Here is a 26,175-nt window from a genome sequence, read left to right on the forward strand (position 1 = left end):
ACTTACTGTCCCAACTTCAGGCGAGCAGTCTCGCCGCTTGTAAACGGAGCAACATCCACGGCCTGGCCGTTGTAGCTGACCTGCGCGCCACGGGCAAAGCCCAGGCGTACCGCGAACGGCGGCTTGCCGGTCAGCTCGAGGTTGTCGCCCTTGCGCTTGACGCCGCTGAACAGCACCTTGCCATTGCCGTCGTTGACTTGGGTCCAGCAATTGGCGCTGAACTGAATCGAGACACTGGCGCTACCGGCCGGCACTGCGACGGGCGCGGCGGGCACAGTGGCAGCGGGCGCGGTTGCAGCTGGCGCTGCCGGAGCAAGCGCAGGCGTTGGCGCAGTGGCTGCGGTGGCCGCTTGGGGCTGCTGAGCGGGGGTTGGTGTTACGGATGCTGCAGGGGGCTGCGCAGCGCTGGCGGGTGCTTGCTCGGCAGCGGCGGCCGACGGTTCACCTGCGGGCTGCTCCAGCGGCAACGGGGCGCTCTCGGGTTGCTGGCCGGCGCTCACGGCCTGGTCTTCAGGCTCGTCCAGCGGGTGAATCTGCGTGGTGCCGTCGGCGCTCTCGACTTCGACGTGCTCCAGGGCGATCTTGGCCAGGTCCTTGCCACGCAGGCTGCCTTGGTCCTGCCACCACACGAAGCCGCCACCGACCACCGCCACCAGCAGCAACAGGCTGACGCCGCGCAGGATGTTGTGCGAGAGGCGTACAGGCTCTTCGATGCGGCCCAGCGAATGCACTTCGCTGCCTTTGGCGTGGGTGCCAGTGTAACGGTCGAAAGCCTCGACCAGCGTGGCTTGGTCCAGGTCCATCAGTTTGGCGTAGGCGCGGATATAGCCACGGGCGAACGTGTGCCCGGGCAACTTGTCGAAGGCGCCGGTTTCAACGTGGTTCAACGAACTGACAGTGAGGTTGAGCTTGCGGGCCACCTCGGCTTGTGACCAGTCCCGCTTCTCACGGGCCTGACGCAAAAGCTCACCGGGGTTCTGGCCAGGCGCTACGGCTACTTCGGGATGCGCGGCGTTCATCGTTGCTCCGACAGGTATTGCTGATATTCCGGCGTACCGGGATAAAGTCGTTGTAATTGCTGGCCCAAATTGGCCAATGTGCCCTGCTCGTCGAACACCCGGGCAAGGCGGCTGCCCAGCAGGAGGCTACGGGCGTCGTGGTCGCTCAACTGGCTGAAACGATCGTAGTAGTCCAGGGACGGCACATAATGCCTGTTTTCGTAGGACAACTCAGCCATTTCCAGCAACGCCTTGGGTTGCCGTGGGTTGAGTTGCAACGCTTTGAGCAGATAGGCGTGCGCCTGGTCTCGACGCTCGAGCTTCAGGGCGGTCAAGCCAAGGTTCTCGTACACGCGTGAGCGCTCAGGATACAGGGTATCGGCACTGGCCAGGCGAAACATCTGCTTGGCCTCGGCAAATCGCCCCTGAGCATAAAGGAAACTGCCGTAATTGTTGCGAATTCGCGTATCGCCAGGGCGTGCCTGCAGGGCTTTTTGAAAGTGCTGCTCGGCCAGGGCCGGCTCACCTTCAGCCTGAAACACCAGCGCCAGCGCCGCATGCGCGCCGGCATCGCTGGCGTCCAGGGCAAGCGCCTTGCCCAGCGGGGCCTTGGCCTGTTCGGTCAAGCCTTGTTGCAAATAGCCAAGCCCCAACTGCACATACGCCCTGCCCGCCTCTTGCCGCCCTTGGCGGCTGGCCAGCGGGTCACCTGCGCCGCCCGACACGCAGCCGGCCAGCAGCAAAAGCGCAAGGATCGACAGCGCGGCGCGCAGGGTCATGGCGAGTTCTCGGTCAGTGGCGCGCGGCGCTGTCTTGCAGCTCGGCGTCGGCAGAGAGCTGGCGCACGGCGATGTAGCGCTCACTGCGGCGGGTACGGTCGTTGACCTGGCCGACCAGCTGACCACAGGCGGCGTCGATGTCTTCGCCACGGGTGGTACGGGTGGTGACGTTGAAACCACCGTGGTGTAGCAGGTCCTGGAAGCGGCGGATGGCGTTGTTGCTCGGCCGCTCGTAACCGGAATGCGGGAACGGGTTGAACGGGATCAGGTTGATCTTGCACGGCACGTCGCGCAGCAGTTCGATCATCTGCGCGGCATGTTCAGGCTGGTCGTTGACGTCCTTGAGCAGGGTGTACTCGACCGTCAACACGCGCTTGCCACCCAGGGTGGCCATGTAGCCCATGCACGACTCCAGCAGCACCTTCAGCGGGTACTTCTTGTTGATCGGCACCAGCTGGTTACGCAGCTCGTCGTTCGGCGCGTGCAGCGACAGGGCCAGCGACACGTCGATGTGCTTGGCCAGTTCGTCGATCATCGGCACCACGCCCGAGGTGGACAAGGTGACGCGACGCTTGGAAATGCCATAGCCCAGATCATCCATCATGATCTTCATGGCGGCGATGACATTGTCGAAGTTCAGCAAAGGCTCGCCCATGCCCATCATGACCACGTTGGTAATCGCGCGGTCGACTTTGGCCGGGACGGTCCCGAAAGATTTGTTGGCAAGCCACACCTGGCCAATCACTTCGGCGGCGGTGAGGTTGCTGTTGAAGCCTTGCTTGCCGGTGGAGCAGAAACTGCAGTCCAGGGCGCAGCCGGCTTGCGACGATACGCACAGCGTGCCGCGGTCGTCGGTAGGAATGTAGACGGTCTCGACGCAGCTGCCAGAGGCAACGCGGATCACCCATTTACGGGTGCCGTCGGCGGAAATGTCTTCACTGACCACTTCCGGTGGGCGAATTTCGGCAACAGCCTCGAGCTTTTCGCGCAAGGCCTTGCCGACGTTCGTCATGGCGGCGAAATCATCGACGCCAAAATGGTGAATCCATTTCATCACCTGGCCGGCACGGAAGCGCTTCTCCCCTATAGAGTCGAAGAATTGTTCCATTTCCGGCTGGGTCAGGCCCAACAGGTTGATTTTGCCAGTAGATGTCGTCATGGATTCACCCTCACCCGTAAGCTTTCGCTTAGCGAGTGGTTACCTCGGTAGCAGCGAAGAAGTAAGCGATTTCGCGAGCAGCAGCAGCTTCGGAGTCCGAACCGTGAACGGCGTTGGCGTCGATCGACTCGGCGAAGTCAGCACGGATGGTGCCGGCAGCAGCTTCTTTAGGGTTGGTAGCGCCCATCAGCTCACGGTTCAGAGCGATGGCGTTTTCGCCTTCCAGAACCTGAACAACAACCGGGCCGGAAGTCATGAAGGCAACCAGGTCGCCGAAGAAGCCGCGCTCGCTGTGCTCAGCGTAGAAGCCTTCGGCTTCGGCTTTGGACAGTTGCTTGATTTTCGAGGCAACGATTTTCAGGCCAGCTTCTTCGAAGCGAGTGGTGATCTTGCCGATGACGTTTTTGGCAACTGCGTCAGGCTTGATGATCGAGAAAGTACGTTGAACAGCCATGGAAAACTCCAGAAATATGAGTGTTGCTAAAAATTAAACCCGCGAATTATACGCGGGTTTCAGGGGATTGCCTAACCTGCAGCGACGCGCTTAGTCGGCTTCATCAATCCAGGCCGCCTGGATGGCCTCGAGCACTTTCTCACCGCCGCGTGACGGATCGTCGCTGAACTCTGGCAATGCCAGCACCCAGCGGTGCAGATCGACGAAATTCACATAACGAGGATCGACGTCCGGCTTGCTTTCTGCAAGCTGGATGGCGATCTCAAGTACATCAACCCATTTCAGACTCATGCAAAAATCCTCAGTGGGGCGCTTCGGCAGCGTGGTTGAGCGAATACTTGGGAATCTCGATGGTCAGGTCCTGGTCGGCGACGACCACCTGGCAGCCGAGGCGCGACTGGGCTTCCAGGCCCCAGGCCTTGTCCAGCATGTCCTCTTCCAGCTCGTCCGCTTCTTCCAGCGAGTCGAAACCTTTGCGAACAATACAGTGACAGGTGGTGCAGGCCTTGACCCCACCGCAAGCGCTTTCCATTTCGATGTGATGCTCGTGGGCCAGCTCCAGGATGTTGGTCCCAGGCTCGACCTCCACGGTCAGCCCTTCCGGGCAAAACTTCTCGTGCGGCAGGAATGTCACCAGCGGCATCGGTTACTCCTCGATCTCATTCAGGTTGCGCCCGGCCAGTGCGGCTTTGACCGTCGAATCAAGGCGACGGGCGGCAAATGCATCGGTCACCTGCGACAGACGCTTGGTCTGTTGCTCGATGGCGGGGCCATCGGTGCCGGTCAGCAAATCACGTAGTTCTTGCATCTGGAATTCGATGGCTTCGCGCTCTTCGCTGCTGAGCAGGCGCTCGCCATCGGCGTCCAGGGCGCCCTGTACCGCTTCGAGCAGGCGCTCACCGTCAACCTGGTGTTCACGCAGCTGACGGGCCTGCTTGTCGCTGCCTGCGTGCTCGAACGAATCTTTGAGCATGCGGGCGATCTCGCCGTCGGTCAGGCCGTAGGACGGCTTGACCTGAATGCTGGCTTCGACGCCCGAGCCCAGTTCGCGAGCAGCGACGCTGAGCAGGCCATCGGCATCGACCTGGAAGGTCACGCGGATTTTCGCCGCACCGGCGACCATGGCCGGGATGCCGCGCAGCTCGAAGCGCGCCAGCGAGCGGCAGTCGCTGATCAGCTCGCGCTCGCCTTGCAGGACGTGAATCATCATGGCCGACTGGCCATCTTTATAGGTGGTGAACTCTTGCGCACGCGCCACCGGAATGGTGGTGTTGCGCGGGATCACCTTCTCCATCAACCCGCCCATGGTCTCAAGGCCCAGGGACAGCGGGATGACGTCGAGCAGCAGCAACTCGCCACCTTCGCGGCGGTTGCCAGCCAGGGTGTCGGCCTGAATGGCAGCACCGATGGCCACCACCTGATCAGGGTCGATCGAGGTCAACGGGGTACGGCCGAACAGTGTGCCAACAGCGTCACGCACACGTGGAACGCGGGTCGAACCACCGACCATGACCACTGCACCCACTTCTTCCAGCTCGACACCGCTGTCGCGCACGGCGCGGCGGCAGGCTTTGAGGCTGCGAGCGATCAGCGGCTCGATCATGGCATCGAAGGCGGCCCGGCTGAGCTCACCCTGCCAGGCACCGTGGCTGACGCTGACCACGTCGGCGTCGGTCAGGGCTTCCTTGGCAGCGCAGGCGGCCTGCAGCAGCTGGCGCTGGGTACCCGGGTCGAGGTCGGAAGACAGCCCAGCCTGTTCAATGATCCAACCGGCAATCGCGTGGTCGAAATCATCGCCGCCCAGGGCGGTGTCGCCACCGGTGGCCAGGACTTCGAAGACGCCGGCCGTCAGGCGCAGAATGGAGATATCGAACGTGCCGCCACCCAGGTCATAGATGGCCACCACGCCTTCGGCGTTCTGGTCCAGGCCATAGGCCACGGCCGCTGCGGTCGGCTCGTTGAGCAGGCGCAACACATTGAGGCCGGCCAGGCGCGCGGCATCCTTGGTCGCTTGGCGCTGGGCGTCGTCGAAATAGGCTGGCACGGTGATCACCGCCCCCACCAAGTCGCCACCGAGGGTTTGCTCGGCGCGTTCGCGCAGCACCTTGAGGATGTCGGCCGACACCTCCACCGGGCTTTTCGGCCCTTGGATGGTATCGATGAACGGCATGTGCGACTCACCGCCAATGAAGCGGTACGGCAGTTGCTCGCCCAACTGCTTGACGTCGGCCAGGCCGCGCCCCATCAGGCGCTTTACCGACAGCACGGTGTTCAAAGGGTCGCTGGAAGCGGCATCGCGCGCAGCCTGCCCGACTTCGCTGCGCCCTTCGAGGTAGCGCACCGCAGACGGCAAAATGACATTACCCTGCACATCAGGCAGGGGCTCGCTGCGACCGCTGCGAACGGCAGCGACCAGAGAATTGGTGGTACCCAGGTCGATACCCACCGCCAGGCGGCGCTGGTGCGGCTGAGGGCTTTGACCGGGTTCGGCGATCTGCAGTAGGGCCATGCTTATCTGAATACCTTAGGCGTCATCACGGGCAACGCCGGGTTAATCGTCGAGGCGCTCTTCCAGTTGGCGCACTTCTTGGGCGAGCTTGTCGAGGAACTGCATGCGGCGCATCAGGCGTTCGGCCTTCTCGCGCTCGGCAGGCACATCCCAGCAGGCGGCGAAATCCTCGTTCAGCGTGTCCTGCGCACCCTTGAGGCGCTTCTTGAACACGGCAACACCATCGAGGTCGGCTTCGTCCTGCAGCTCTTCGAGCTCTTCGCGCCACTGCATCTGCTGCAGCAGGAAGTCGGGGTCATGGACCGTGACTTCCTGGGGCACTTCGTGGCCACCGATTGCCAGCAAGTAGCGGGCTCGGCGCGGCGCACTGCGCAGCGTCTGGTAGGCGTCGTTGAGGGCCGCGGACTTCTCCAGGGCTACCCGCTGCTCGCGCTCGGAAGCGTCGGCAAAACGGTCAGGATGGACCTCGCGGGCCAGCTCGCGGTAGCGAGTGGCCAGCTTGTCGAGGTCCAACCGGAAGCACGGCTGGAGATCAAACAGAGCGTAATGACAAGGAGTACCCACAGCCAGCCTCAGACGTTGAAGCTTTCGCCGCAGCCACACTCACCGCGCACGTTGGGGTTGTTGAACTTGAAGCCTTCGTTCAACCCTTCCTTGACGAAGTCGAGCTCGGTGCCATCGAGGTACACCAGGCTTTTCGGGTCGATGATGACCTTCACGCCATGGTTCTCGAATACCTGGTCTTCGCCCGCCACTTCGTCGACGAACTCCAGCACATAGGCCAGGCCCGAGCAGCCGGTGGTGCGTACGGCCAGGCGAATGCCTTCACCCTTGCCGCGCCCTTCCAGGGAACGCCGCACGTGGTTGGCGGCGGCTTCTGTCATGCTGATAGCCATCAGAACTCCTTACCTCGCAACAGGCGACTTAGATCAAGCCTTTCTTCTGCTTGTAATCGCGAACGGCTGCCTTGATGGCATCCTCGGCGAGTACCGAGCAGTGGATCTTGACCGGCGGCAACGCCAGTTCTTCAGCCAGCTGGGTGTTCTTGATGGTTTCGGCTTCGTCCAGGGTCTTGCCCTTCATCCACTCGGTGGCGAGGGAGCTGGAAGCGATAGCCGAACCGCAGCCGTAGGTCTTGAACTTGGCGTCTTCGATGACGCCCTGCTCGTTGACCTTGATCTGCAGGCGCATCACGTCACCGCAGGCCGGCGCGCCGACCATGCCGGTACCGACGTCCGGGTCTTCGGCATTCATCTTGCCGACGTTGCGCGGGTTTTCGTAGTGGTCGATGACCTTTTCACTGTATGCCATGGTGCAATTCCTTCCTCATCAGGGAGCCGCTCTTGCCGGCGACTGCTTAGTGGGCGGCCCACTCGATCTTGGAGATGTCAACGCCGTCTTTGTACATGTCCCACAGCGGCGACAGCTCACGCAGTTTGTTAACGGCCTCGCAGACTTTCTGCGCGGCGTAGTCGACTTCTTCTTCGGTGGTGAAGCGGCCGAAGGAGAAGCGGATCGAGCTGTGCGCCAGCTCGTCGTTACGGCCCAGAGCGCGCAGTACATACGACGGCTCGAGCGAAGCGGAGGTACAGGCCGAACCGGACGATACGGCGATGTCTTTCAGGGACATCAGCAGCGACTCGCCTTCGACGTAGTTGAAGCTCAGGTTCAGGTTGTGCGGTACGCGGGCAGTCTGGCTGCCGTTGACGTACAGCTCTTCAAGGTCCGAGACCTGCTTGAAGAAGCGGTCGCTCAGGGCCTTGATGCGAGCGTTCTCGCTGGCCATTTCCTGCTTGGCAATGGCGAAGGCTTCGCCCATGCCGACGATCTGGTGAGTCGGCAAGGTGCCCGAACGCATGCCGCGCTCATGGCCACCACCGTGGATGATCGCTTCCAGACGCACACGCGGCTTGCGGCTGACGTACAGCGCGCCGATACCTTTAGGGCCGTAGACCTTGTGCGCCGAGAACGAGATCAGGTCGACTTTCAGTTTTTGCAGGTCGATTTCGACCTTGCCGGCCGACTGGGCGGCATCGACGTGGAACAGCACGCCGCGGGCGCGGGTCAGCTCACCGATGGCGGCGATGTCGTTGATCGAGCCGACTTCGTTGTTGACGTGCATCAGCGAGACCAGAATGGTGTCGTCGCGCAGCACGGCTTCGACCATGGCCGGGGTGACGATGCCGTCTTCGCCTGGCTCAAGGTAGGTGACTTCGAAACCTTCACGCTCGAGCTGGCGAGCGGTATCCAGGACCGCCTTGTGCTCGATCTTGGAGGTGATGATGTGCTTGCCCTTGGTCTGATAGAAGTGCGCGACACCTTTGAGTGCGAGGTTGTCGGACTCGGTGGCACCGCTGGTCCAGACGATTTCGCGCGGATCGGCGTTGATCAGCTCGGCGACCTGGCGACGACCGTTCTCGACCGCTTCTTCGGCTTTCCAGCCGAATACGTGGGAGCGCGAAGCCGGGTTACCGAAGTTCCCGTCGACCAGCAGGCAGTCAGCCATCTTCTGGGCAACGCGGGGATCGACCGGGGTGGTCGCGGAGTAATCGAGGTAGATCGGCAACTTCATGGATATCTCCTATCAGGCGGTGGCGTCGCTCGTCGCTGTCATAACGGTCAGTCGACGGCGGACGTCTCAATCTTGTCCAACTGGGCGGATCGGCCTGCGACACGACGCAGGTCCTGGCGCTGGGCGACTTCCTGCACCTCACGGCGCTTGACGAGGTCGGCCAGGCTGATGCCGCTGAGGAATTCATGGATCTGCTGGCTGAGATCGCACCACAAGTGGTGGGTCAGGCAGGTGTCACCGGCATGGCAATCCCCAAGGCCTTGGCAACGGGTGGCATCGACCGATTCGTTGACCGCGTCGATGACCTGGGCCACCTGGATGGTTTCCATGCCCCGCGACAGCTGATAGCCACCGCCTGGACCGCGCACACTGGATACCAGGCTGCTGCGGCGCAGCTTGGCGAACAGCTGCTCCAGATAAGAGAGGGAAATGCCCTGGCGCTCGGAAATGTCGGCCAAAGACACCGGCCCATGCTGCGCGTGCAACGCCAGGTCAAGCATGGCTGTCACGGCGTATCGGCCTTTGGTAGTCAGTCGCATGGCTATTGGGTACCACGGGAGTTACAGGATGTGAGCGAGTATGCGATTCCCGAGCATTTAAGTCAACTATAAGACCTACTGCTTTAGTCGGGTTTTGCATCGGGAGGCGGCCGCGATTGTAGCAGACGAGGGGCGTGCGCACACGCCCCGTATGTCACTATGATTTCAGCGCGGCGCGATCAATGCGACTGAGTGTCGCGCTGGGCGACCTGGGCAACTTCGGTGAAGTCATCTTCCGGCAGCGCCGGCAACTCCTTGGCGCAGTAATCGCTACCCATCTTGGTCAGCGCACCGCACATGCCCTCCAGGCGCTCATCGACCGCCTGCAGGTGGTCGAGCATCTGGCCGATGGCACGCGCGACCGGGTCAGGCATGTCGCCACTGACGCCGTAGGCATCGAAGCCGATCTTCTCGGCCATGGCCTTGCGCCGGGCTTCGACTTCGGTCTCTTCGCTCTTGACGATAATACGCCCCGGGATACCGACGGCAGTCGCCCCCGCCGGCACAGCCTTGGTCACCACCGCATTGGAGCCGATCTTGGCCCCGGCGCCGACAGTGAACGGCCCCAGTACCTTGGCCCCCGCGCCTACCACCACGCCGTTTTCCAGGGTTGGGTGGCGCTTGCCTTTGTTCCAGCTGGTGCCGCCCAGGGTGACGCCTTGGTAAAGGGTGACATCGTCGCCAATCTCAGCGGTCTCGCCGATGACGATGCCCATGCCGTGGTCAATGAAGAAGCGGCGGCCGATGGTGGCACCGGGGTGGATCTCGATCCCGGTCATCCAGCGGCCGAAGTTCGACACCAGCCGGGCCAGCCATTTGAAATCACGTTTCCACAAGGCATTACCCAACCGGTGCAGCCAGATGGCATGCATGCCCGGGTAGCAGGTCAGTACCTCGAAGGCATTGCGCGCGGCGGGGTCACGGTGGAATACGCTTTGAATATCTTCACGCAGACGTTCGAACATCTGTCAGCCCTTCCTTTTATGCGGTTCGCCCCGAGCCACTTTCTGGGTCTCGGTGAGGATGCCGCGCAAAATGCTCATTTCCGGACGCTCGACCGAGCTTCGCCCATACAACCGGCGCAGGCGCGCCATCAGGTGCTTGGGCTTCTCGGGGTCGAGGAAGCCGATGTCCACCAGGGTCTTTTCCAGGTGGTCATAGAACAGCTCCATTTCGTCCATGGTCGCCAGCTCGCTGGCGTCGACCTTCTCGACTTTGGCCGGTGCATCCTCGGCCGCCAGCCAAGCCATGCGCACCTCATAAGAGAGCACCTGGACAGCGGCGGCCAGATTCAGCGAGCTGAAGTCGGGGTTCGAGGGAATGTGCACGTGGAAGTGACATCGCTGCAGTTCTTCGTTGGTCAGGCCGGCGTGTTCACGCCCGAACACCAAGGCGATTTCCTCGCCGCCCAGCGCATGCTCCACGGCCTTGGCCCCGCATTCGCGAGGGCCGATCAGCGGCCAAGGGATACTGCGCTCGCGGGCACTGGTGCCCATGACCAGGTTACAGCCGACCAACGCCTGCTCAAGGCTGTCGACGACCTGGGCATTGCTCAGCACATCGTCGGCACCGGAGGCACGTGCACTGGCTTCGGCCGCAGGGAACTCTTTCGGCTGCACCAGCACCAGGCGCGACAAGCCCATGTTTTTCATGGCACGTGCAGCGCCGCCGATGTTGCCGGGGTGGCTGGTATTGACCAGAACAACACGAATATTTTGCAGCACGGTGTTGTGCTCTCAGAGGCTGATATCAGGGCCTTCGATCTTACAGAACCGACGGACGTAACGCCATGAAAGCAAATGTGACACTTCTGCCGTCAAAGATTTCTGCTAGAATGATCGGCTTTCTTCTTTAACATCTCCAGGTGACCCGCCCATGCAGCCTATGCTGAATATCGCCCTGCGCGCCGCTCGCAGCGCCAGTGAACTGATTTTCCGCTCCATCGAACGCCTGGATAGCATCAAGGTCGATGAGAAAGAGGCCAAGGACTACGTTTCCGAAGTCGATCGCGCCGCCGAGCAGAAAATCGTCGACGCCCTGCGCAAAGCCTACCCGAACCACTCCATCCAGGGTGAAGAGACCGGCATGCACGCGGGCACCGGCGAAGAAGGCAAGGACTACCTGTGGATCATCGATCCGCTGGACGGCACCACCAACTTCCTGCGCGGCATCCCTCACTTCGCCGTCAGCATCGCCTGCAAATACCGTGGTCGCCTCGAGCACGCCGTGGTACTCGACCCGGTTCGCCAGGAAGAATTCACCGCCAGCCGTGGCCGCGGCGCCCAGCTCAATGGCCGTCGCCTGCGCGTCAGCTCGCGCACCAGCCTGGAAGGCGCCCTGCTGGGTACTGGCTTCCCGTTCCGTGACAACCAAATGGCCGACCTGGACAACTACCTGGGCATGTTCCGCGCCCTGACTGGCCAGACCGCCGGCATCCGCCGCGCAGGTTCCGCCAGCCTGGACCTGGCCTACGTCGCCGCCGGCCGCTTCGATGCCTTCTGGGAGTCGGGCCTGGCCGAGTGGGACATGGCTGCAGGCGTACTGCTGATTCAAGAAGCAGGCGGTCTGGTAAGCGACTTCAACGGTGGCCACGACTTCCTCGACAAAGGCCACATCGTCGCCGGTAACATCAAGTGCTTTAAAGCGGTATTGACGGCTATTCAGCCGCACCTGCCAGAGAGCATGAAGCGCTAAGCGCTGGCTGTATTAGAAAAGCACCCCTCGGGGTGCTTTTTTTATGGGCGCTATAAGTGTGCTGTGCATGGCGAGGGACATACAACTTGATGGCAAGTCAGCGTGAATACACCCGGCGTCTATTCAATGGCAGTTGCTATTGATTGCCGCCTCCAAGGCCGCCGTGGTTTTATCATTCAATTCAATGCGCAGTGCCACCGCGCGTTCAACGCCAATTTGCAATGCCGGCCCGAAACGACTGATATCCAGGCCCAGGCGAATCAACATCTTCTCCACACCCACCGTGGTCACGGTGACGAACTGTTTCACCTCACAACTGATGGCGTAGTTGACGATGGCGTGAATCGCTTGCGTGGTGCCTTGGGAGAAGCCGAACCGGTTGCCGTCTGGCAGCTCGATGGCGAAGCGGCTCAGCTCCCAGATCGCGTCGGAGCACGGCGCTGGGTGCCCATGCAGCAGCTCTGGGAAGGTGTGCGCCAGCATGTTAGGGCCGGTCGTCGGCAGTATGCGCCAGCAGCCACACACATAACCCGCCTCGTCCTCGCGGTTGATGATCATGTAATAGGGGTCGAGCGCATCATACCCGTCGATTTCCATGTCGTTGATCAGTGGGATGTCCCACATCTTTTTAACCTTGAAAATACGCGCCCGAAGTTTGTGCATCGCATTCAGCGCTTGTGGGTCGATGTTAGTGCGGCGATCAATGGAGATAAGCATAGGGGCAAATACCGGCAGGGGTTGGAGTTGCCGCCCACGGTATATTCACGCTGAATAAATAAAATCCTACCTAATTTGGGAGGTGGCCGAAGTTACTCGGGCTTGTTAATTTTTCGGCTTTTGCAGGATGGATTCCGGATGAAGCTACTCAATACCTCCGCCGTACGCGAGGTCGCCCATCAAGCCATCAGCCTGCGCCTGGGCCTCAAGCAGAGCCAGACCGAGTTCTGGTCGCGCTTTGGCATCAGCCAGGCCTGTGCCAGCCGCATCGAATGCACCAGCCAAGTGCCTGCGCCGGTGTACATTCTGCTGCGCCTGTACCTTAGCGGCCGGCTCGAGGAGAGCGACCTGGCCCAACGCCCACAGTGATACTCAGGGCGTGATCGACTTCTGCTGGATGGCCTTGAGCACCGCCATCTGGCGTGAGCTGACCTGGAACTTGCGGCGGATGTTCTTGAAGTGGAAGTCGATGGCCGAGGTCGTGCACGACAAGATCATCGAGATTTCCCAGGTAGTCTTGCCCGCCGCGCTCCACTGCAGCACCTCTTTCTCCCGGGTGGTCAGGTGCACAGGTTCGGAGCATTCAATGCGTGCCCTGAGCATCCCTTCCATCGCGTAATCGCGCAGCAGGGTTGCCATGGGCAAGGACTGGATCATTGCAGCAGTCGCCTGCTCGCCGCTCTCATCCGGCTTGAGGCACAGCATGCCCGCCTCGCCCCGCGGGCCATGCAGGGGCAGCGCCAGCCCTTGCTGCAACCCGTGCGCTGCGGCTTCTTCGAAGAACTCCGACTCTGAGGGCCCCCGATAGTTGTCGCGGTTCCACAGCAGTGGCCGGTTGGCGTTCAGGCAATGCTGAACGACCGGGTCGACTGCCGCGTAAGACTCGGCGTCGTAACGCGTACGCCAGGCATCGGGGTAATCACTGTAGATCAGCACCTGCTGACAAGCGTCCGTGGGGGCAGGTTTGAGGCCGATCAAAAAGTTCGAGTAACCCAGCTTGCGGGTCAGGATTTTCAGGTGAGCCAGCCAGTCCTCAAAGCGCTCCATTTCGCCGAGTTTCAGCAGCTCATCCATTACCAGTAGGGCCATTCCCTTCCTCGTAGGCACCGTTTGACGGTGGTCTCATGGCGAGACGACACGCGAGGGAATATCGACTCCCTCATTCAGGTGGGTCGATAAGATAGTTACGTGGCACTTTGAAATCAACGTGCGAATTGTGCCTGCCGACGAGTTACCCACCCGACGCAGGCGGTCGAAGACAGTAATAAAACTGCCAGGCGCACCACAACCTCCCTGTTCTGGGAGGTACCAGGCGCCGCGCGCAGCCTATTAACTAGCGTGGCACCAGCCTGCATCCGGCAGGCTGCACCGCTTTGCACATGGACGGCAAGGGAAGACACCTGAAGCTGTAGTTCGGCTGCCCCTCAAGGAGACCCCTGCATGTTCCAGCAACAGTTCTTCAGCATGGTTGCACGCCATCGCGACCACCCGGCGATCGTCGACAGCCATGGCAAGACCCGCAGCTACGGCGAACTGCTGCATGATATCGATCAATTGCGCGCCAGGCTGCACGCCGCAGGCCTGCGCGAAGGCGACGTGGTTGCCACCCAACTGGGCAACAGTAGCGGTTATGTCGCTCTGTTGTTCGCCATGGCCAGCCTGGGGCTGATTCATTGCCCTGTAAGCGTGGCCAGCAGCATCCACCAGCGCGCCATGCGCCTGGGCCAGGTCGGTGCCGCCCTGCTGGTGACCGAAGCCGGCATCGTGCCGGCGGGCTTGGGCATCCCTGGCTTTACCCTGCACTCGCCGACACCCGTCAACCTCAAGACACCCGCCTGGCGTGACTGCGCCGGCTTGATGCGTATGCAGGAAACATCCGGCAGCACCGGGGCTCCCAAACTTGCACTGTGGCGCCAGGACAGGCTGTACCGGGAAATCATGCACTGGGTCGATAGCGCCGGCCTTGATGCCAGTGCCCGTTACCTGAGCATCCACACCCTCGATGGCGGGCATGCGGTGGACCTGCATGTGTTCCCGGCCTTGCTGACCGGCGCCACGCTGTACCTGGGCGATGCCACCCAGGTCGAGAACACCCTGCAAACCCTGCACGAACAACGCATCAGCGTGATGAGCGCGTTGCCGTCACAGTACCTGGCGCTGGCCCAGGCCGCGCAAAGCCGCGGCATTCGCCTGCCAGCACTGAGCAAACCGTTCTGTGGTGGGGCCTACCTGGATGACCATGTGGTGCTGGAGTGCGAACGCCACTTAGGTGTGCACCTGAAGCGGATCTATGGTTCGACGGAATTTGGCATGATCCTGGCCAACTTCGCGCCTGGGTTGCAAGTGGGTTGCGGCATGCGCCCGGTGGGTGATGTCGAGGTCACATTGAAAGCGTTGGACCCTGCGCAACCGGAGGTCGGCGAAATCATCGCGCGCTCCGCACACCGCGGCTCGGGGTACTTCCCACCTCCCCCCATTCCCTGCGAGGACCAAGCCTACGCCACCGGCGATATCGCCCGGCGCCTGGCCGACGGCAGCCTGATGCCCATGGGGCGTGCGACCGATGCCCTGCTGACGAAACAAGGCACCCAGTTCGCACCGGCCCTCGAAGCGCAGATTGCACAGGCCATGAAATTCGAACGGGTGGTGATACTGGTCGACGAGCAGGATCGTCGACGCGCCCAGGTGGTGGTGCAAGCCAACATCGCTGACGCCCAGGAGCGGTTGAATGAGCTGAGCGGGGGGCTGGACCGACTGGGGATCAATGCCAACGTCACAGTACTCGAGCGAATACCCTTGACCCCCACCGGCAAGCCGGACCGCGTCAGGCTTCGCAAGCTGCTAGCCGCTCACCCAGTGATGTAGAAGCAGCCTTGAGCTGCGCCAACTGTAGGAGCAGCCTTGTGCTGCGAAGAGGCCGGTGAAAACACAGTAGATCTAGGGTGTTTTCACCGGCCTCTTCGCAGCACAAGGCTGCTCCTACAAGGGATTTCAGATACAACGGATTTCAGCAGATGGCGATCACTGCCCGGCCTGATTCTCGCTGAGGATCAGCTTGCCATTCTTGTCCACGGGAATGGTCGAGCCAGGCTCGTGGTCCATCTTCACCTGCCCCACCTGATCACCAATGGTGTACTTCACGTTATACCCAACGACCTTGTCGCTGATGTCGTGGACTGTGTTGCAGCGGGTTTGCGTCGTGGTGTAGGTATCACGCTCTTGCATGCCTTCCTGCACCTTGTTACCGGCATAACCACCACCGACCGCACCGGCCACGGTGGCGATCTTCTTGCCGGTACCGCCGCCGATCTGGTTACCCAGCAGGCCGCCGGCCAGCGCACCCACCACCGTACCTGCGATCTGGTGCTGGTCCTTGACCGGCGCCTGACGCGTCACGGTGACGTCCTTGCAGACTTCACGCGGCGTCTTCACTTGCTGCTTGATTGGCTGCACGTCGGTGACCTGGGCGTACTCAGGCCCTTTGTTCACCAAGCTGTAGGTCGCCACAGCACCTCCGGCAGTTACACCGACAGCACCCAGCACCGCACCCACCAGCATTGATTTATTCACGTGAACCTCCTGATCATACCCGCGGGACTTGGCCCGCCTTCTCCCTGCCTTGGAGCAAAAAAAAAGGCGCGAGTTCAATACTCGCGCCTCTTGATTCGCCAAACGGCGTAGGAAAGCCCTTACGGACGCTCGTCCACACCCTCAGCCTTGGCTGGCGGAATCAGGTCTTCGCTGTTCAGGTTCAGCCAGATCAGTACCACGTTGGCGATGTAGATCGACGAGTAGGTACCGGCCATGACGCCGATGAACAGTGCCAGCGAGAAGCCGAACAGGTTGTCACCACCGAAGAACAGCAGCGCAGCGATGGCCAGCAAGGTCGACACCGAGGTGGCGATGGTACGCAGCAGGGTCTGGGTGGTCGAGACGTTGATGTTCTCGATCAGCGACGCCTTGCGCATCACGCGGAAGTTCTCACGCACCCGGTCGAATACGACGATGGTGTCGTTGAGCGAGTAACCGATGATCGCCAGCACCGCCGCCAATACCGTCAGGTCGAAGGTGATCTGGAAGAACGACAGAATACCCAGCGTCACCACCACGTCGTGGATCAGCGAGATGATCGCGCCCACGGCGAACTTCCACTGGAAGCGGAAGGCCAGGTAGATAAGGATGCCGCCCAGGGCCAGGAGCATGCCCATGCCACCCTGGTCACGCAGCTCTTCACCCACCTGCGGGCCAACGAACTCGACGCGCTTGAGCGTAGCCGGGTTGTCGCCGCCGGCCTTCTGCAGCGCCTCGGCAACCTTGCTGCCCAGCTGCGGGTCATCGCCCGGCATACGCACCAGCAGGTCGGTGGTAGCGCCGAAGCTCTGCACCACAGCCTCGTGGAAACCGGACTCGACCAGCTCGGCACGTACCGCCTTGAGGTCGGCCGGGCGCTCGTAGGTCAGCTCGATCAGCGTACCGCCGGTGAAGTCCAAGCCGAAGTTCAGGCCCTTCTGCCACCAGCTGAACAACGCCAGGACGGTGAGGAGCACAGTGATGGCGAACGCGACATTGCGCACGCCCATGAAGTTGATGGTTTTCATCGCAGCTCCCTCAAACCCACAGCTTCTTGATGTCACGCCCGCCACAGGTCAGGTTGACCATAGCGCGGGTCACCATGACGGCGGTGAACATCGAGGTGAAAATCCCGAGGGACATGGTGACCGCAAAGCCCTTGACCGGGCCGGTACCCATGGCGAACAGGATGCCGCCGACCAGCAGGCTGGTCAGGTTGGCGTCGATGATCGCGGTATAGGCGCGGTTGAAACCTTCGTGAATGGCGCGCTGCACCGACATGCCAGCTTTGAGCTCCTCGCGGATACGCGAGAAGATCAGCACGTTGGCGTCTACCGCCATACCCATGGTCAACACGATACCGGCAATACCCGGCAGGGTCAGGGTTGCACCCAGCAGCGACATCAGCGCCAGCAGCAGCACCATGTTGCCCGCCAGGGCGACGGTGGCGATCACGCCGAAGCCGCGGTAGATGGCGATGATGAACAGCGAGACGAACAGCATGCCCCACAACGACGCATCGATACCCTTGGTGATGTTGTCCGCACCCAGGCTTGGGCCAATGGTACGTTCTTCAGCGAAGTACATCGGCGCGGCCAGACCACCGGCACGCAGCAGCAGCGCCAGCTCGGACGATTCGCCCTGGCCGTTCAGGCCGGTGATACGGAACTGGCTGCCCAGTGGCGACTGGATGGTCGCCAGGCTGATGATCTTTTTCTCTTCCTGGAAGCTCTGTACCGGCACTTCCTTCTCGACGCCGTCGACCGTCTGCTTGACGTAGCGAGTGACGGGCTTCTGCTCGATGAAGATCACCGCCATGCTGCGGCCGACGTTGCTGCGCGTGGCGCGGCTCATCAGCTCGCCGCCGTGGCCATCCAGGCGGATGTTCACTTGCGGGCGGCCATGCTCGTCGAAGCTGGCCTGGGCGTCGGTGACCTGGTCACCGGTGATGATCAGGCCACGCTCGACCGGGGCGGAACGGCCGCCCTCACGGAACTCGAAGACCTCGGTGGTCGCCTTGGACGCACCCGGCTCGGCACCGAAGCGGAACTCCAGGTTGGCCGTCTTGCCGAGGATACGCTTGGCTTCGGCAGTGTCCTGCACGCCTGGCAGCTCGACCACGATACGGTTGGCGCCTTGGCGCTGAACCAGCGGCTCGGCCACGCCCAGTTCGTTGACACGGTTGCGGACGGTGGTCAGGTTCTGCTTGATCGAGTATTCGCGGATCTCGGCGACTTTCGCCTGAGTCAGCGCCAGACGCAGCACAGCGAGGTCATTACGCTCGGTGGCGGTCAGGTCGAAATCACTGAAATTCTTGCGGATCAGGGCACGTGCCTGCTCGCGGGTTGCATCGTCAGAGAAGCCCAGCATGATGCCGCCATCCTGCTGAGGCAGGCTGCGGTAGCGGATGCGCTCTTTGCGCAGGAGGGTTTTGACCTCGCCTTCATAGACCTTCATGCGGGCGCTCATGGCCTTGTCCATGTCCACTTCCAACAGGAAGTGCACACCACCGGACAGGTCCAGGCCCAGTTTCATCGGGCTTGCACCCAGGTTGCGCAGCCATTGCGGAGTGGTCTGTGCCAGGTTCAGGGCCACGACGTAATCATCGCCCAGTGCCTTGCGCACTACATCCTTGGCTGGAAGCTGGTCTTCCTGGTTGGTCAGGCGAATCAGCGCACTGCCCTTCTCACCCAGGCTGCCGCCCTTGACGGTAATACCGGCATCGGTCAGCGCCTTGGTGACGCGATCGAGGTCGGCCTGGCTTACCTGCAGCGCCGAACTGGCACCACTGACTTGCACCGCCGGGTCATCCGGGTAGAGGTTGGGAGCGGAATAAATAAAACCGATCGCCAGTACCAGCAAGATCAGTGCGTATTTCCACAGAGGGTATTTGTTCAGCATCACGCCGCCCGTTCAAGACGCGGGGCGCGTTGCGCGCCCCGACTGGAAAAATAAAACCGGTAACTCAGATAGCCTTGAGCGTACCTTTTGGCAGGGTCGCGGCGATGGCGCCCTTCTGGAACTTCAGCTCGACGGTGTCGGACACTTCCAGCACCACGAAGTCATCGGTAACTTTGACGATTTTGCCGGCGATGCCGCCGTTGGTGACAACTTCGTCACCTTTCTGCAAGTTGCCCAGCAGGTTCTTCTGCTCTTTGGCGCGCTTGGCCTGTGGACGCCAGATCATCAGGTAGAAGATGACCAGGAAGCCGACCAGGAAGATCCATTCAAAACCGGTACCGGCTGGGCCGGCGGCTGGTGCAGCTGCGTCCGCGTAAGCGGCGGGAATCAGAAAGCTCATGAGGCACTCCATTACTGAGTTTTAATATTTTAGTGCTGACAGTCAGCCCAAAGGCGGCACAGGCAGCCCGCGTTTGGCGTAGAAGGCGTCGACAAAGGCGGCCAATTTACCCTGTTGAATAGCCTCGCGTAAACCGGCCATCAAGCGCTGGTAATGGCGCAAGTTGTGGATGGTATTCAGCATGCTGCTCAACATTTCGCCGCATTTGTCCAAGTGGTGGAGATACGCGCGGGAGAAGTTGGTGCAGGTGTAGCAATCACAGGTCGGATCCAGCGGCGATTCATCGTGGCGATGGAACGCGTTGCGGATCTTGATCACCCCTGTATCGACGAACAGATGGCCGTTGCGCGCGTTACGCGTCGGCATCACGCAGTCGAACATGTCGACGCCGCGGCGCACACCCTCAACGAGATCTTCCGGTTTGCCTACCCCCATAAGGTAACGAGGTTTGTCAGCGGGCATCTGATCTGGCAGGTAATCCAGCACCTTGATCATTTCGTGCTTGGGCTCACCCACCGACAGGCCGCCGATGGCCAGGCCGTCGAAACCGATGTTTTCCAGGCCTTCCAACGAGCGCATGCGCAGGTCCTGGTACATGCCGCCCTGGACGATGCCGAACAGCGCCGCGGTGTTATCGGCGTGGGCGTTTTTCGAACGTTGGGCCCAACGCAGCGACAACTCCATGGAGGTGCGCGCCACATCGTGCTCGGCCGGGTATGGCGTGCACTCGTCGAAGATCATCACCACGTCCGAGCCCAGGTCACGCTGAACCTGCATGGACTCTTCAGGGCCCATGAACACCTTGGAGCCGTCGACGGGCGAGGCGAAGGTCACGCCTTCCTCTTTGATCTTGCGCATCGCGCCCAGGCTGAATACCTGGAAGCCACCAGAGTCAGTGAGGATCGGGCCTTTCCATTGCATGAAGTCGTGCAGGCCGTTGTGCTTCTTGATCACCTCGGTACCCGGGCGCAGCCACAGGTGGAAGGTGTTGCCAAGGATCATCTCGGCGCCGATGGCCTCGATGTCGCGCGGCAGCATGCCTTTGACCGTGCCATAGGTGCCGACCGGCATGAACGCCGGGGTTTCCACGGTGCCACGGGGGAAGGTGATGCGACCACGACGGGCCTTGCCGTCGGTGGCCAGCAGTTCGAAGGACATTCGACAGGTGCGACTCATGCTTGATCCTCGGGCCCGCGTGGCGCCGGATTGCGGGTGATGAACATGGCATCACCGTAACTGAAGAAGCGGTACCCTTCTTGAACCGCCGCCGCATAGGCGGCCATGGTTTCGGGGTAGCCGGCGAAGGCCGAGACCAGCATCAGCAGCGTGGACTCCGGCAGGTGGAAATTGGTGACCAAGGCGTCGACCACATGGAACGGGCGGCCTGGGTAGATGAAAATATCGGTATCGCCGCTGAAGGCCTTGAGCACGCCATCGCGCGCAGCGCTTTCCAGCGAACGCACGCTGGTGGTGCCCACGGCAACCACGCGCCCGCCACGGGCACGGCAGGCTTGCACAGCATCCACCACATCCTGGCTCACTTCGAGCCACTCTTTATGCATGTGGTGGTCTTCGATCTTGTCGACCCGCACCGGCTGGAAAGTGCCCGCACCGACGTGCAGGGTCACGAAGGCCCGCTCCACGCCCTTGGCAGCGATCTTTTCCAGCAGCGCTTCGTCGAAGTGCAGGCCGGCCGTGGGTGCGGCTACAGCACCGGCACGCTCGGCGTAGACGGTCTGGTAACGCTCACGGTCGGCGCCTTCGTCGGGGCGGTCGATGTAGGGTGGCAGCGGCATGTGCCCGACGCGTTCAAGCAGTGGCAGCACCTCTTCGGTGAAGCGCAGCTCGAATAGCGTGTCGTGGCGCGCGGCCATTTCGGCCTCGCCACCGCCATCGATGAGAATCTGCGCACCGACCTTGGGTGCCTTGCTGGAGCGTACGTGCGCCAGCACCCGATGGCTGTCGAGCACACGCTCGACCAGCACTTCCAGCTTGCCGCCGGAGGCTTTCTGCCCGAACAACCGCGCCGGGATCACCCGGGTGTTGTTGAACACCATCAGGTCGCCGGGGCGCAGATAGTCGAGCAGGTCGGTGAATTGCTGATGTACCAAGGCGCCGCTCGGCCCATCGAGGACCAGCAGACGGCTGCCATGGCGCTCGGCCAAAGGGTGGCGGGCGATCAGGGAATCGGGGAGTTCGAAGGAAAAATCGGCGACGCGCATGATGATGTTCGGTTCGGCAGGGCCGGGAAGTTTAGCCCAATGTGTGAAAATTGACCATGAAACCCGATTGACCGACCAGAAGCACCTCTCTATACTGCGCGCCACTGCCCTGATGGCGGAATTGGTAGACGCGGCGGATTCAAAATCCGTTTTCGAAAGGAGTGGGAGTTCGAGTCTCCCTCGGGGCACCAAAATCCGGAAAAAACCGACCTTATGGTCGGTTTTTTTTCGCCTGGATTTTGGCTGGCAGCGCGGTATTTGATTTTGTTTGGGGTCGTCGTCAGGTTCGAGCCATGGCATTGAATTATGGCTAGCGGGCGCATGCCTTCCGATCTGCAGCGCTCTCAAGATCGAGCGCCGCCCGCGCGGCGCTTCGCAGCACAAGGCTGCTCCTACATCTGTTTCGGGCCAATTATTCCTGGGGCATGGTCGCGCGACCCTCTTGGCGACCCCCTCAATATCGAGTTGCACGAACAAGGCAATCGCGCGCCGGCCGCACAGACTTGACTGGCCCGAAACAAATGTAGGAGCAGCCTTGTGCTGCGAAGCGCCGCGCGGGTGGCGCGCGATCTCAAATCCACGACTAAAGCCGCGGCAAACACATCTTAGCCCCCCGCCCAGTTCCCCCCCATAACACCACAGCACCCGGAACGGCCTCCGCGGGCAGTCCAATGAAGGCATTGTGATATCATTCGCTAGCCCTTGGATGGGCGCCGTTCTCCAGATTTCAACAAGGAATTTGCAAGTGAAAGATTTCGTCATCAGCGTCAACAACCTGGTCCTCTACATCTCCCTCGCCGTGATCTGGCTTTTTGCGCTGGTCGCCATGTTCACCAGCGGCTTCCTCGCTGGCCTGGGCATTTTCGTCGTTGGCAGCCTGAGCTGGTGCATCGTATCCGGCTTCTGGTTCGTGCAGTCGGCTACCTATGAAGAACTGCGCAAGCTCAACGCCAGCAAGGATTGATTGCCGCGGATGGCGCTATGCCTCGGACTTGAAGTCAGAGGAAACACACTCCACAGAAAGTTACTGTTTGTGTAATTTTCTGTGGAGTCAGCTAACTGCGGCCGAAGGACAAAAAAGACAAGGTTTTTGGGGGAGTACCCACTCAACGTGGCCGCCCCGCCTCGATCCAAGCTTGCACCTGCCTCATGCCCAGCCGGTACCGGGCGCAGTTATGCAACGCCAGACTATCCAGCTCTGCCTGCAACAGCGGTTCGAACTGCAACTTCTCGTGTTCCGACAACAACAGCCCGGCGACCACTGCGCCTACTGCCTGCCTGTCGCGCACCACCGCATTGATTGCCTCGTTCAGCACCTCTCGAAAGTGCAGACGCACGGGGTCGGGTACACCCATGGCTTCAAGCATGACGCCATACTTTTTGATGGACCTACGATAAACCCAGACGAACAGATCAACCGCCATAGCCATGTCGCGCTGTTCATAAACCCCCATCATGGCGAGTGCATAGTCGTGGGGTGTCACATCCAGGAACGATAATGGCGAGCAGTTGTAGAGCATCAACGGGATATTCGCCGCCAGTCGACTGGTGCGTTTGTTGCCATCCTCGAACGGTTGCAGATAAGCCAGGTTCACCCACAAGAAAAACGTCGCCTCAATAGGGCTCTTGATTTGCCTGGCCTTGTCGAGAATCTGCTCGAACATCTCCTCCAGCAACGTGGGAACCTGGGTGGGGAAATAGGTGGTGCCGCTGATGTTCACCACGGTCTGGCGAATACTGCCCAACGCAGTGCTATCTGCTAGCAGATCCTGCATCAGTAAGGCATGCAAGTTGCGAATCACCGCTGAGTTGAGGCCATACTCCGGTACCGCATCGATCATGAACTCGATGGCTGCCTTATGATTGAGCAGCATCACCGCATCCAGATCGCCATCGGTTATACCGCTTTTGAACAACCGCTCAGTGTCGAGCAGCGAGTAGCGGTTGCCTTCAAGACGCGATGAAGACCAGGAGAGATCGATCAGCAGGGGCTCCAGCACTTTCCGGGCATAGGTGCCGGCAGGCTGCTGCCCCTTCATTCTGCCTTCAACCTCCAGAGTTTCCGCTAGATCAGGAGATAGCCACGTGGTTTGATTAGGCTGATAGCTATCGACCAAATCTCGCTGATACGTGACGACGTCACCCATAGCCAGTGGAAGCAGCAAGGATTTGCGTAGGTTAATACTTTCGGAAGACCACGGCAGATCTGAAGCGATAACTTGTGCGGGAATGCTTTGGAGACGGGTCACAGATGCGCGTACGAGCCGATAGCGGGCGGTACGCCCTTCTCTCTCTCGCTGAATCTTCCCCGCCTCCATCAATACATCAAGATGGCGTTTGACGGTTGACCAACTGAGCCCCAGATGCTCGGCAATCTCACGGGAACTCAGGGCTTGCTCGCCTTCCAGCGCACTCAGAATTTTGTTTGGCAAAGTCATGGGAACTCCGAATACAGCTCAATAGAGCTCAATATAGCTCAATGCAGCTCAAATACAGCTCAATTGAGCTCATCGCAGCTCACCTCAACTGAAAAAAGCACCAAAACCACGGCCTCCAACCCACCCACCAAATTGACGCCGCACGCCTGACTGTCAGCCCTGCAGCCATGCCGGGAATCTATTGGCCATTACCATCCCCCCCTACTTAAGATGTCACTCGTCGGATATATGCACAAAGTATTGCCAGCATGATGGCTCTTAGCCATATTTGCGCCCCCATTTCTCCACGACTGTGTGACACATGAAAACAACCGTGCCCTGTCTGGCAGCAATGATGCTGCTGAGTGGGTGCAATGGAGTGCCAACGTCCTACGTCTCCGATCCCGTCTACAGCCAGGCTTTCGTGGTCACCTCAGGTGCGCCGCTGCCGCTGTTGCTGATGGCCAGCGCCATCCAGTGGAACGAAGACTACGCAGTGACCGCCAAACACACCCCCTTCCTGCGTAACGTGGTCCATGAGGGCCTCGGCGATGTGGTGTTCTTCAAGCACAAGGCCAGCGAGGTGCCGCATTGGCGGCAATACGTACCGGGTGAGTCGGTGACGGCGGTCGGCTTCAACAGCCTGATGATTCCTGTACAGGGCAAGGGCCATGCGTTGCAGTCGCTGGTGCGCCTTGAAGGTACGCCGGGCAGTGTCTTCTACTCGCTGCACGACGGCCCGATGGTCAAGGGCATGTCTGGCGGCCCAGTGTTCGCCGATGATGGCCAGGTGGTGGGTATCAATATTGCGTTCATCCCCAAGAACGAGATCGATGCGCGCACTCGCCCGGACCTCGCTGATAAAGAGCGTGTCAGCGTGTTCATGTCGTACAGCGAGATCGACAAGGAATGGCGGCGCTTCCAGTACTTGCTGGCACGCAAGGCCAAGCCTCATGCGCCTGCGGCGATCAAGGGGATTGTGGCGGTGGCGGCCAAGCCGTGAGCAGTCGGCGGTGATCTCCCACTGAGGCAGTGCTAGCCTGTGAGCGGGGCTTGGCCGCAAACGGCCAGCCAACGCACTGCAAAAGGACCTGCCATGCACCTCAGCCACCGCCCTGTTCAACCCAGCGACATCCCCGCCATCTGCTGCTTCCCCCAGGGCCCGGACGAACTGTTCTACATGTTCCCCAAAGCCACCTACCCCCTAACACCCGCGCAATTGACCGACGCCATCGCCCAGCGCAACGGCTCTACGGTGGTGGAAGGCGGTGGCATGGTGCTGGGCTTTGCCAACTTCTACAAAGCCGAGCACGGCGGCGTGTGCGCCCTGGGCAACGTGGTGGTGGCGCCAGCTGCCCGCGGCCATGGGGTGGCGAGCTACCTGGTAACCGCCATGATCGAGCTGGCCCGCGAACAGTTTGCGGCGCGAGAGATTTGGGTGTCGTGCTTCAATCACAACACGGCGGGGTTGCTGCTTTATCCACAGCTCGGTTTTGTGCCGTTCGGCATCGAAGAACGCCAGGCGCCGGATGGGAAGCGAGTGGCGTTGGTGCAGATGAGGCAGGTACTGGCCTAGCCTGCGAAATCTAATGCGACGACGTATGGGGCTGAACAAAAAGCTCCACGCCTAGGGCACGTATGACTTTAAGCACTGTATCAAAGCGGGGCTTAGCGCCTGGGCTAAGTGCTTTATAGAGACTTTCTCGACCTAACCCACTCTGTGCAGCGATTTGTGTCATTCCTCGTGCCCGAGCGATATGACCGATGGCCCGGATAATCTCATCTGTATCGCCATCGGATAGCACCTGGCTGAGGTATTCGCTGATTGCTGCATCACTGTCAAGCAAGTCGGCGATATCAAAAGGGATCAATTTTTCGCTCATTTCATCTCCTCCACCAGCTTTCTCGCTTTGAGGATATCGGCGGTCTGGGAAGATTTGTCTCCGCCCACCAGCAGAAAAATCACTTTGGCTCCCTTACGCGTGAAATAGACTCGATAACCTGCAGAAACGTCGATGCGAAGCTCACTTACACCGCCCCCAACGCTTTTGTAGTCGCCAAGGTTTCCACTTTCTGTATCCTTTTGGATACATTCATGCGAGATATGGAAGCCGTCTACTTTGCCGTTTCACCTTTGCGAAGAGAATTCAGGAGCGTCTGATACCTCAGTCAGTTTTTTCTTTCAAACACGTCCAAAAAAATGTCTTGCAACATCAGCTGCCGAACCATACCCATCCCTCGACG

General features: G+C 60.7%; 31 protein-coding genes and 1 tRNA gene. 7 read left to right on the forward strand and 25 right to left on the reverse strand.

Translation table 11 applies throughout. From position 1 onward, the window contains the following. Positions 1–2: 2 nt before the first annotated feature. From OO306_RS16015 to trmJ, 14 genes are all read right to left on the reverse strand, one after another. The gene (locus OO306_RS16015) at positions 3–1,019 is read right to left on the reverse strand and encodes a RodZ domain-containing protein (RefSeq protein WP_265969309.1); all 1,017 of its coding nucleotides are present in this window, start codon (positions 1,017–1,019) and stop codon (positions 3–5) included. Beyond that, entirely contained in the window at positions 1,016–1,777 is a 762-nt protein-coding gene (gene pilW / locus OO306_RS16020; RefSeq protein WP_186675549.1) for a type IV pilus biogenesis/stability protein PilW, read from the reverse strand. The genes OO306_RS16015 and pilW overlap by 4 nt, the downstream gene beginning before the upstream one ends. 13 nt (positions 1,778–1,790) lie before the next feature. Further along, complete coding sequence (gene rlmN, locus OO306_RS16025) at positions 1,791–2,936, reverse strand: 23S rRNA (adenine(2503)-C(2))-methyltransferase RlmN (RefSeq protein WP_027595547.1); 1,146 nt, start codon at positions 2,934–2,936, stop codon at positions 1,791–1,793. Between the two features lie 28 nt (positions 2,937–2,964). Next, a complete protein-coding gene (gene ndk, locus OO306_RS16030) occupies positions 2,965–3,390 on the reverse strand; it encodes a nucleoside-diphosphate kinase (RefSeq protein ID WP_012316140.1) in 426 nt (141 codons plus the stop codon). 90 nt (positions 3,391–3,480) lie between these two features. After that, positions 3,481–3,681: a Fe-S cluster assembly protein IscX gene (gene iscX / locus OO306_RS16035; protein ID WP_024762959.1), complete on the reverse strand. Its 201-nt coding sequence runs from the start codon at positions 3,679–3,681 to the stop codon at positions 3,481–3,483. A gap of 10 nt (positions 3,682–3,691) precedes the next feature. Beyond that, the gene (gene fdx, locus OO306_RS16040) at positions 3,692–4,033 is read right to left on the reverse strand and encodes an ISC system 2Fe-2S type ferredoxin (protein ID WP_027595546.1); all 342 of its coding nucleotides are present in this window, start codon (positions 4,031–4,033) and stop codon (positions 3,692–3,694) included. A gap of 3 nt (positions 4,034–4,036) precedes the next feature. After that, positions 4,037–5,899, reverse strand: coding sequence for a Fe-S protein assembly chaperone HscA (gene hscA, locus OO306_RS16045; protein ID WP_265969315.1), 1,863 nt, complete (start codon positions 5,897–5,899; stop codon positions 4,037–4,039). A gap of 42 nt (positions 5,900–5,941) precedes the next feature. After that, complete coding sequence (gene hscB / locus OO306_RS16050) at positions 5,942–6,463, reverse strand: co-chaperone HscB (RefSeq protein ID WP_027595544.1); 522 nt, start codon at positions 6,461–6,463, stop codon at positions 5,942–5,944. 8 nt (positions 6,464–6,471) lie between these two features. Continuing rightward, a complete protein-coding gene (iscA, locus tag OO306_RS16055; RefSeq protein ID WP_027595543.1) occupies positions 6,472–6,795 on the reverse strand; it encodes an iron-sulfur cluster assembly protein IscA in 324 nt (107 codons plus the stop codon). A gap of 28 nt (positions 6,796–6,823) precedes the next feature. Further along, positions 6,824–7,210, reverse strand: a complete 387-nt coding sequence (gene iscU / locus OO306_RS16060; RefSeq protein WP_003248539.1) for a Fe-S cluster assembly scaffold IscU — start codon at positions 7,208–7,210, stop codon at positions 6,824–6,826. 46 nt (positions 7,211–7,256) lie between these two features. Further along, complete coding sequence (locus OO306_RS16065; RefSeq protein ID WP_265969317.1) at positions 7,257–8,471, reverse strand: IscS subfamily cysteine desulfurase; 1,215 nt, start codon at positions 8,469–8,471, stop codon at positions 7,257–7,259. A 47-nt stretch (positions 8,472–8,518) separates the two neighbouring features. Then, the gene (gene iscR / locus OO306_RS16070) at positions 8,519–9,010 is read right to left on the reverse strand and encodes a Fe-S cluster assembly transcriptional regulator IscR (RefSeq protein WP_027595541.1); all 492 of its coding nucleotides are present in this window, start codon (positions 9,008–9,010) and stop codon (positions 8,519–8,521) included. Positions 9,011–9,189: 179 nt separating this feature from the next. Then, a complete protein-coding gene (cysE, locus tag OO306_RS16075; RefSeq protein ID WP_027595540.1) occupies positions 9,190–9,975 on the reverse strand; it encodes a serine O-acetyltransferase in 786 nt (261 codons plus the stop codon). 3 nt (positions 9,976–9,978) lie between these two features. Then, on the reverse strand, positions 9,979–10,734 hold the full coding sequence (gene trmJ, locus OO306_RS16080; protein ID WP_027595539.1) for a tRNA (cytosine(32)/uridine(32)-2'-O)-methyltransferase TrmJ: 756 nt from the start codon (positions 10,732–10,734) through the stop codon (positions 9,979–9,981). A gap of 151 nt (positions 10,735–10,885) precedes the next feature. Between trmJ and suhB the strand changes: the two genes are divergently transcribed. Further along, positions 10,886–11,704 (forward strand): inositol-phosphate phosphatase, encoded by an 819-nt coding sequence (gene suhB, locus OO306_RS16085; RefSeq protein ID WP_027595538.1) that lies wholly within the window; start codon positions 10,886–10,888, stop codon positions 11,702–11,704. A 123-nt stretch (positions 11,705–11,827) separates the two neighbouring features. Here the strand turns inward: suhB and OO306_RS16090 are convergent, their stop codons facing one another. Beyond that, entirely contained in the window at positions 11,828–12,421 is a 594-nt protein-coding gene (locus OO306_RS16090; protein ID WP_027595537.1) for an acyl-homoserine-lactone synthase, read from the reverse strand. Positions 12,422–12,559: 138 nt separating this feature from the next. On the opposite strand from OO306_RS16090, the gene OO306_RS16095 reads away from it, so the two are divergent. Continuing rightward, positions 12,560–12,790 carry a hypothetical protein gene (locus OO306_RS16095; RefSeq protein ID WP_027595536.1) on the forward strand — a complete coding sequence of 77 codons (231 nt, stop codon included), beginning with the start codon at positions 12,560–12,562 and terminating at the stop codon, positions 12,788–12,790. A 3-nt stretch (positions 12,791–12,793) separates the two neighbouring features. Here the strand turns inward: OO306_RS16095 and OO306_RS16100 are convergent, their stop codons facing one another. Further along, positions 12,794–13,510: a LuxR family transcriptional regulator gene (locus tag OO306_RS16100; RefSeq protein WP_265969318.1), complete on the reverse strand. Its 717-nt coding sequence runs from the start codon at positions 13,508–13,510 to the stop codon at positions 12,794–12,796. A gap of 351 nt (positions 13,511–13,861) precedes the next feature. Between OO306_RS16100 and OO306_RS16105 the strand changes: the two genes are divergently transcribed. Further along, on the forward strand, positions 13,862–15,286 hold the full coding sequence (locus OO306_RS16105) for a class I adenylate-forming enzyme family protein (RefSeq protein ID WP_265969319.1): 1,425 nt from the start codon (positions 13,862–13,864) through the stop codon (positions 15,284–15,286). 156 nt (positions 15,287–15,442) lie between these two features. Here the strand turns inward: OO306_RS16105 and OO306_RS16110 are convergent, their stop codons facing one another. From OO306_RS16110 to queA, 6 genes are all read right to left on the reverse strand, one after another. Next, positions 15,443–15,991, reverse strand: coding sequence for a glycine zipper 2TM domain-containing protein (locus tag OO306_RS16110; RefSeq protein WP_027595533.1), 549 nt, complete (start codon positions 15,989–15,991; stop codon positions 15,443–15,445). A gap of 119 nt (positions 15,992–16,110) precedes the next feature. Further along, positions 16,111–17,019: a protein translocase subunit SecF gene (gene secF, locus OO306_RS16115; RefSeq protein WP_027595532.1), complete on the reverse strand. Its 909-nt coding sequence runs from the start codon at positions 17,017–17,019 to the stop codon at positions 16,111–16,113. A 10-nt stretch (positions 17,020–17,029) separates the two neighbouring features. Beyond that, the gene (gene secD, locus OO306_RS16120; protein WP_027595531.1) at positions 17,030–18,892 is read right to left on the reverse strand and encodes a protein translocase subunit SecD; all 1,863 of its coding nucleotides are present in this window, start codon (positions 18,890–18,892) and stop codon (positions 17,030–17,032) included. A gap of 64 nt (positions 18,893–18,956) precedes the next feature. Beyond that, the gene (gene yajC / locus OO306_RS16125; RefSeq protein WP_027595530.1) at positions 18,957–19,292 is read right to left on the reverse strand and encodes a preprotein translocase subunit YajC; all 336 of its coding nucleotides are present in this window, start codon (positions 19,290–19,292) and stop codon (positions 18,957–18,959) included. Positions 19,293–19,334: 42 nt separating this feature from the next. Continuing rightward, positions 19,335–20,450: a tRNA guanosine(34) transglycosylase Tgt gene (gene tgt / locus OO306_RS16130; RefSeq protein ID WP_077068621.1), complete on the reverse strand. Its 1,116-nt coding sequence runs from the start codon at positions 20,448–20,450 to the stop codon at positions 19,335–19,337. A gap of 14 nt (positions 20,451–20,464) precedes the next feature. Beyond that, entirely contained in the window at positions 20,465–21,514 is a 1,050-nt protein-coding gene (gene queA, locus OO306_RS16135) for a tRNA preQ1(34) S-adenosylmethionine ribosyltransferase-isomerase QueA (RefSeq protein ID WP_085272637.1), read from the reverse strand. A 106-nt stretch (positions 21,515–21,620) separates the two neighbouring features. Here queA and OO306_RS16140 point away from each other — a divergent pair. Continuing rightward, positions 21,621–21,705, forward strand: a tRNA-Leu gene (locus OO306_RS16140). A gap of 554 nt (positions 21,706–22,259) precedes the next feature. After that, positions 22,260–22,478: a hypothetical protein gene (locus OO306_RS16145; protein WP_085272636.1), complete on the forward strand. Its 219-nt coding sequence runs from the start codon at positions 22,260–22,262 to the stop codon at positions 22,476–22,478. A gap of 142 nt (positions 22,479–22,620) precedes the next feature. Here OO306_RS16145 and OO306_RS16150 read toward each other — a convergent pair whose 3' ends face one another. Then, entirely contained in the window at positions 22,621–23,952 is a 1,332-nt protein-coding gene (locus OO306_RS16150; protein ID WP_265969320.1) for a Fic family protein, read from the reverse strand. A 334-nt stretch (positions 23,953–24,286) separates the two neighbouring features. On the opposite strand from OO306_RS16150, the gene OO306_RS16155 reads away from it, so the two are divergent. Together OO306_RS16155 and OO306_RS16160 are read left to right on the forward strand one after the other, a co-directional pair. Beyond that, positions 24,287–24,934 (forward strand): trypsin-like peptidase domain-containing protein, encoded by a 648-nt coding sequence (locus OO306_RS16155; RefSeq protein ID WP_265969330.1) that lies wholly within the window; start codon positions 24,287–24,289, stop codon positions 24,932–24,934. Positions 24,935–25,027: 93 nt separating this feature from the next. After that, positions 25,028–25,507, forward strand: a complete 480-nt coding sequence (locus OO306_RS16160; protein ID WP_238210474.1) for a GNAT family N-acetyltransferase — start codon at positions 25,028–25,030, stop codon at positions 25,505–25,507. Between the two features lie 10 nt (positions 25,508–25,517). Here OO306_RS16160 and OO306_RS16165 read toward each other — a convergent pair whose 3' ends face one another. Beyond that, complete coding sequence (locus tag OO306_RS16165) at positions 25,518–25,814, reverse strand: addiction module antidote protein (protein ID WP_027595525.1); 297 nt, start codon at positions 25,812–25,814, stop codon at positions 25,518–25,520. Beyond that, positions 25,811–26,035 carry a type II toxin-antitoxin system RelE/ParE family toxin gene (locus OO306_RS16170; protein WP_323055831.1) on the reverse strand — a complete coding sequence of 75 codons (225 nt, stop codon included), beginning with the start codon at positions 26,033–26,035 and terminating at the stop codon, positions 25,811–25,813. The genes OO306_RS16165 and OO306_RS16170 overlap by 4 nt, the downstream gene beginning before the upstream one ends. Between the last annotated feature and the right edge of the window lie 140 nt (positions 26,036–26,175).

Origin of the sequence: Pseudomonas sp. DCB_AW (assembly GCF_026240895.1) — a bacterium.
Classification (GTDB): domain Bacteria; phylum Pseudomonadota; class Gammaproteobacteria; order Pseudomonadales; family Pseudomonadaceae; genus Aquipseudomonas; species Aquipseudomonas kermanshahensis.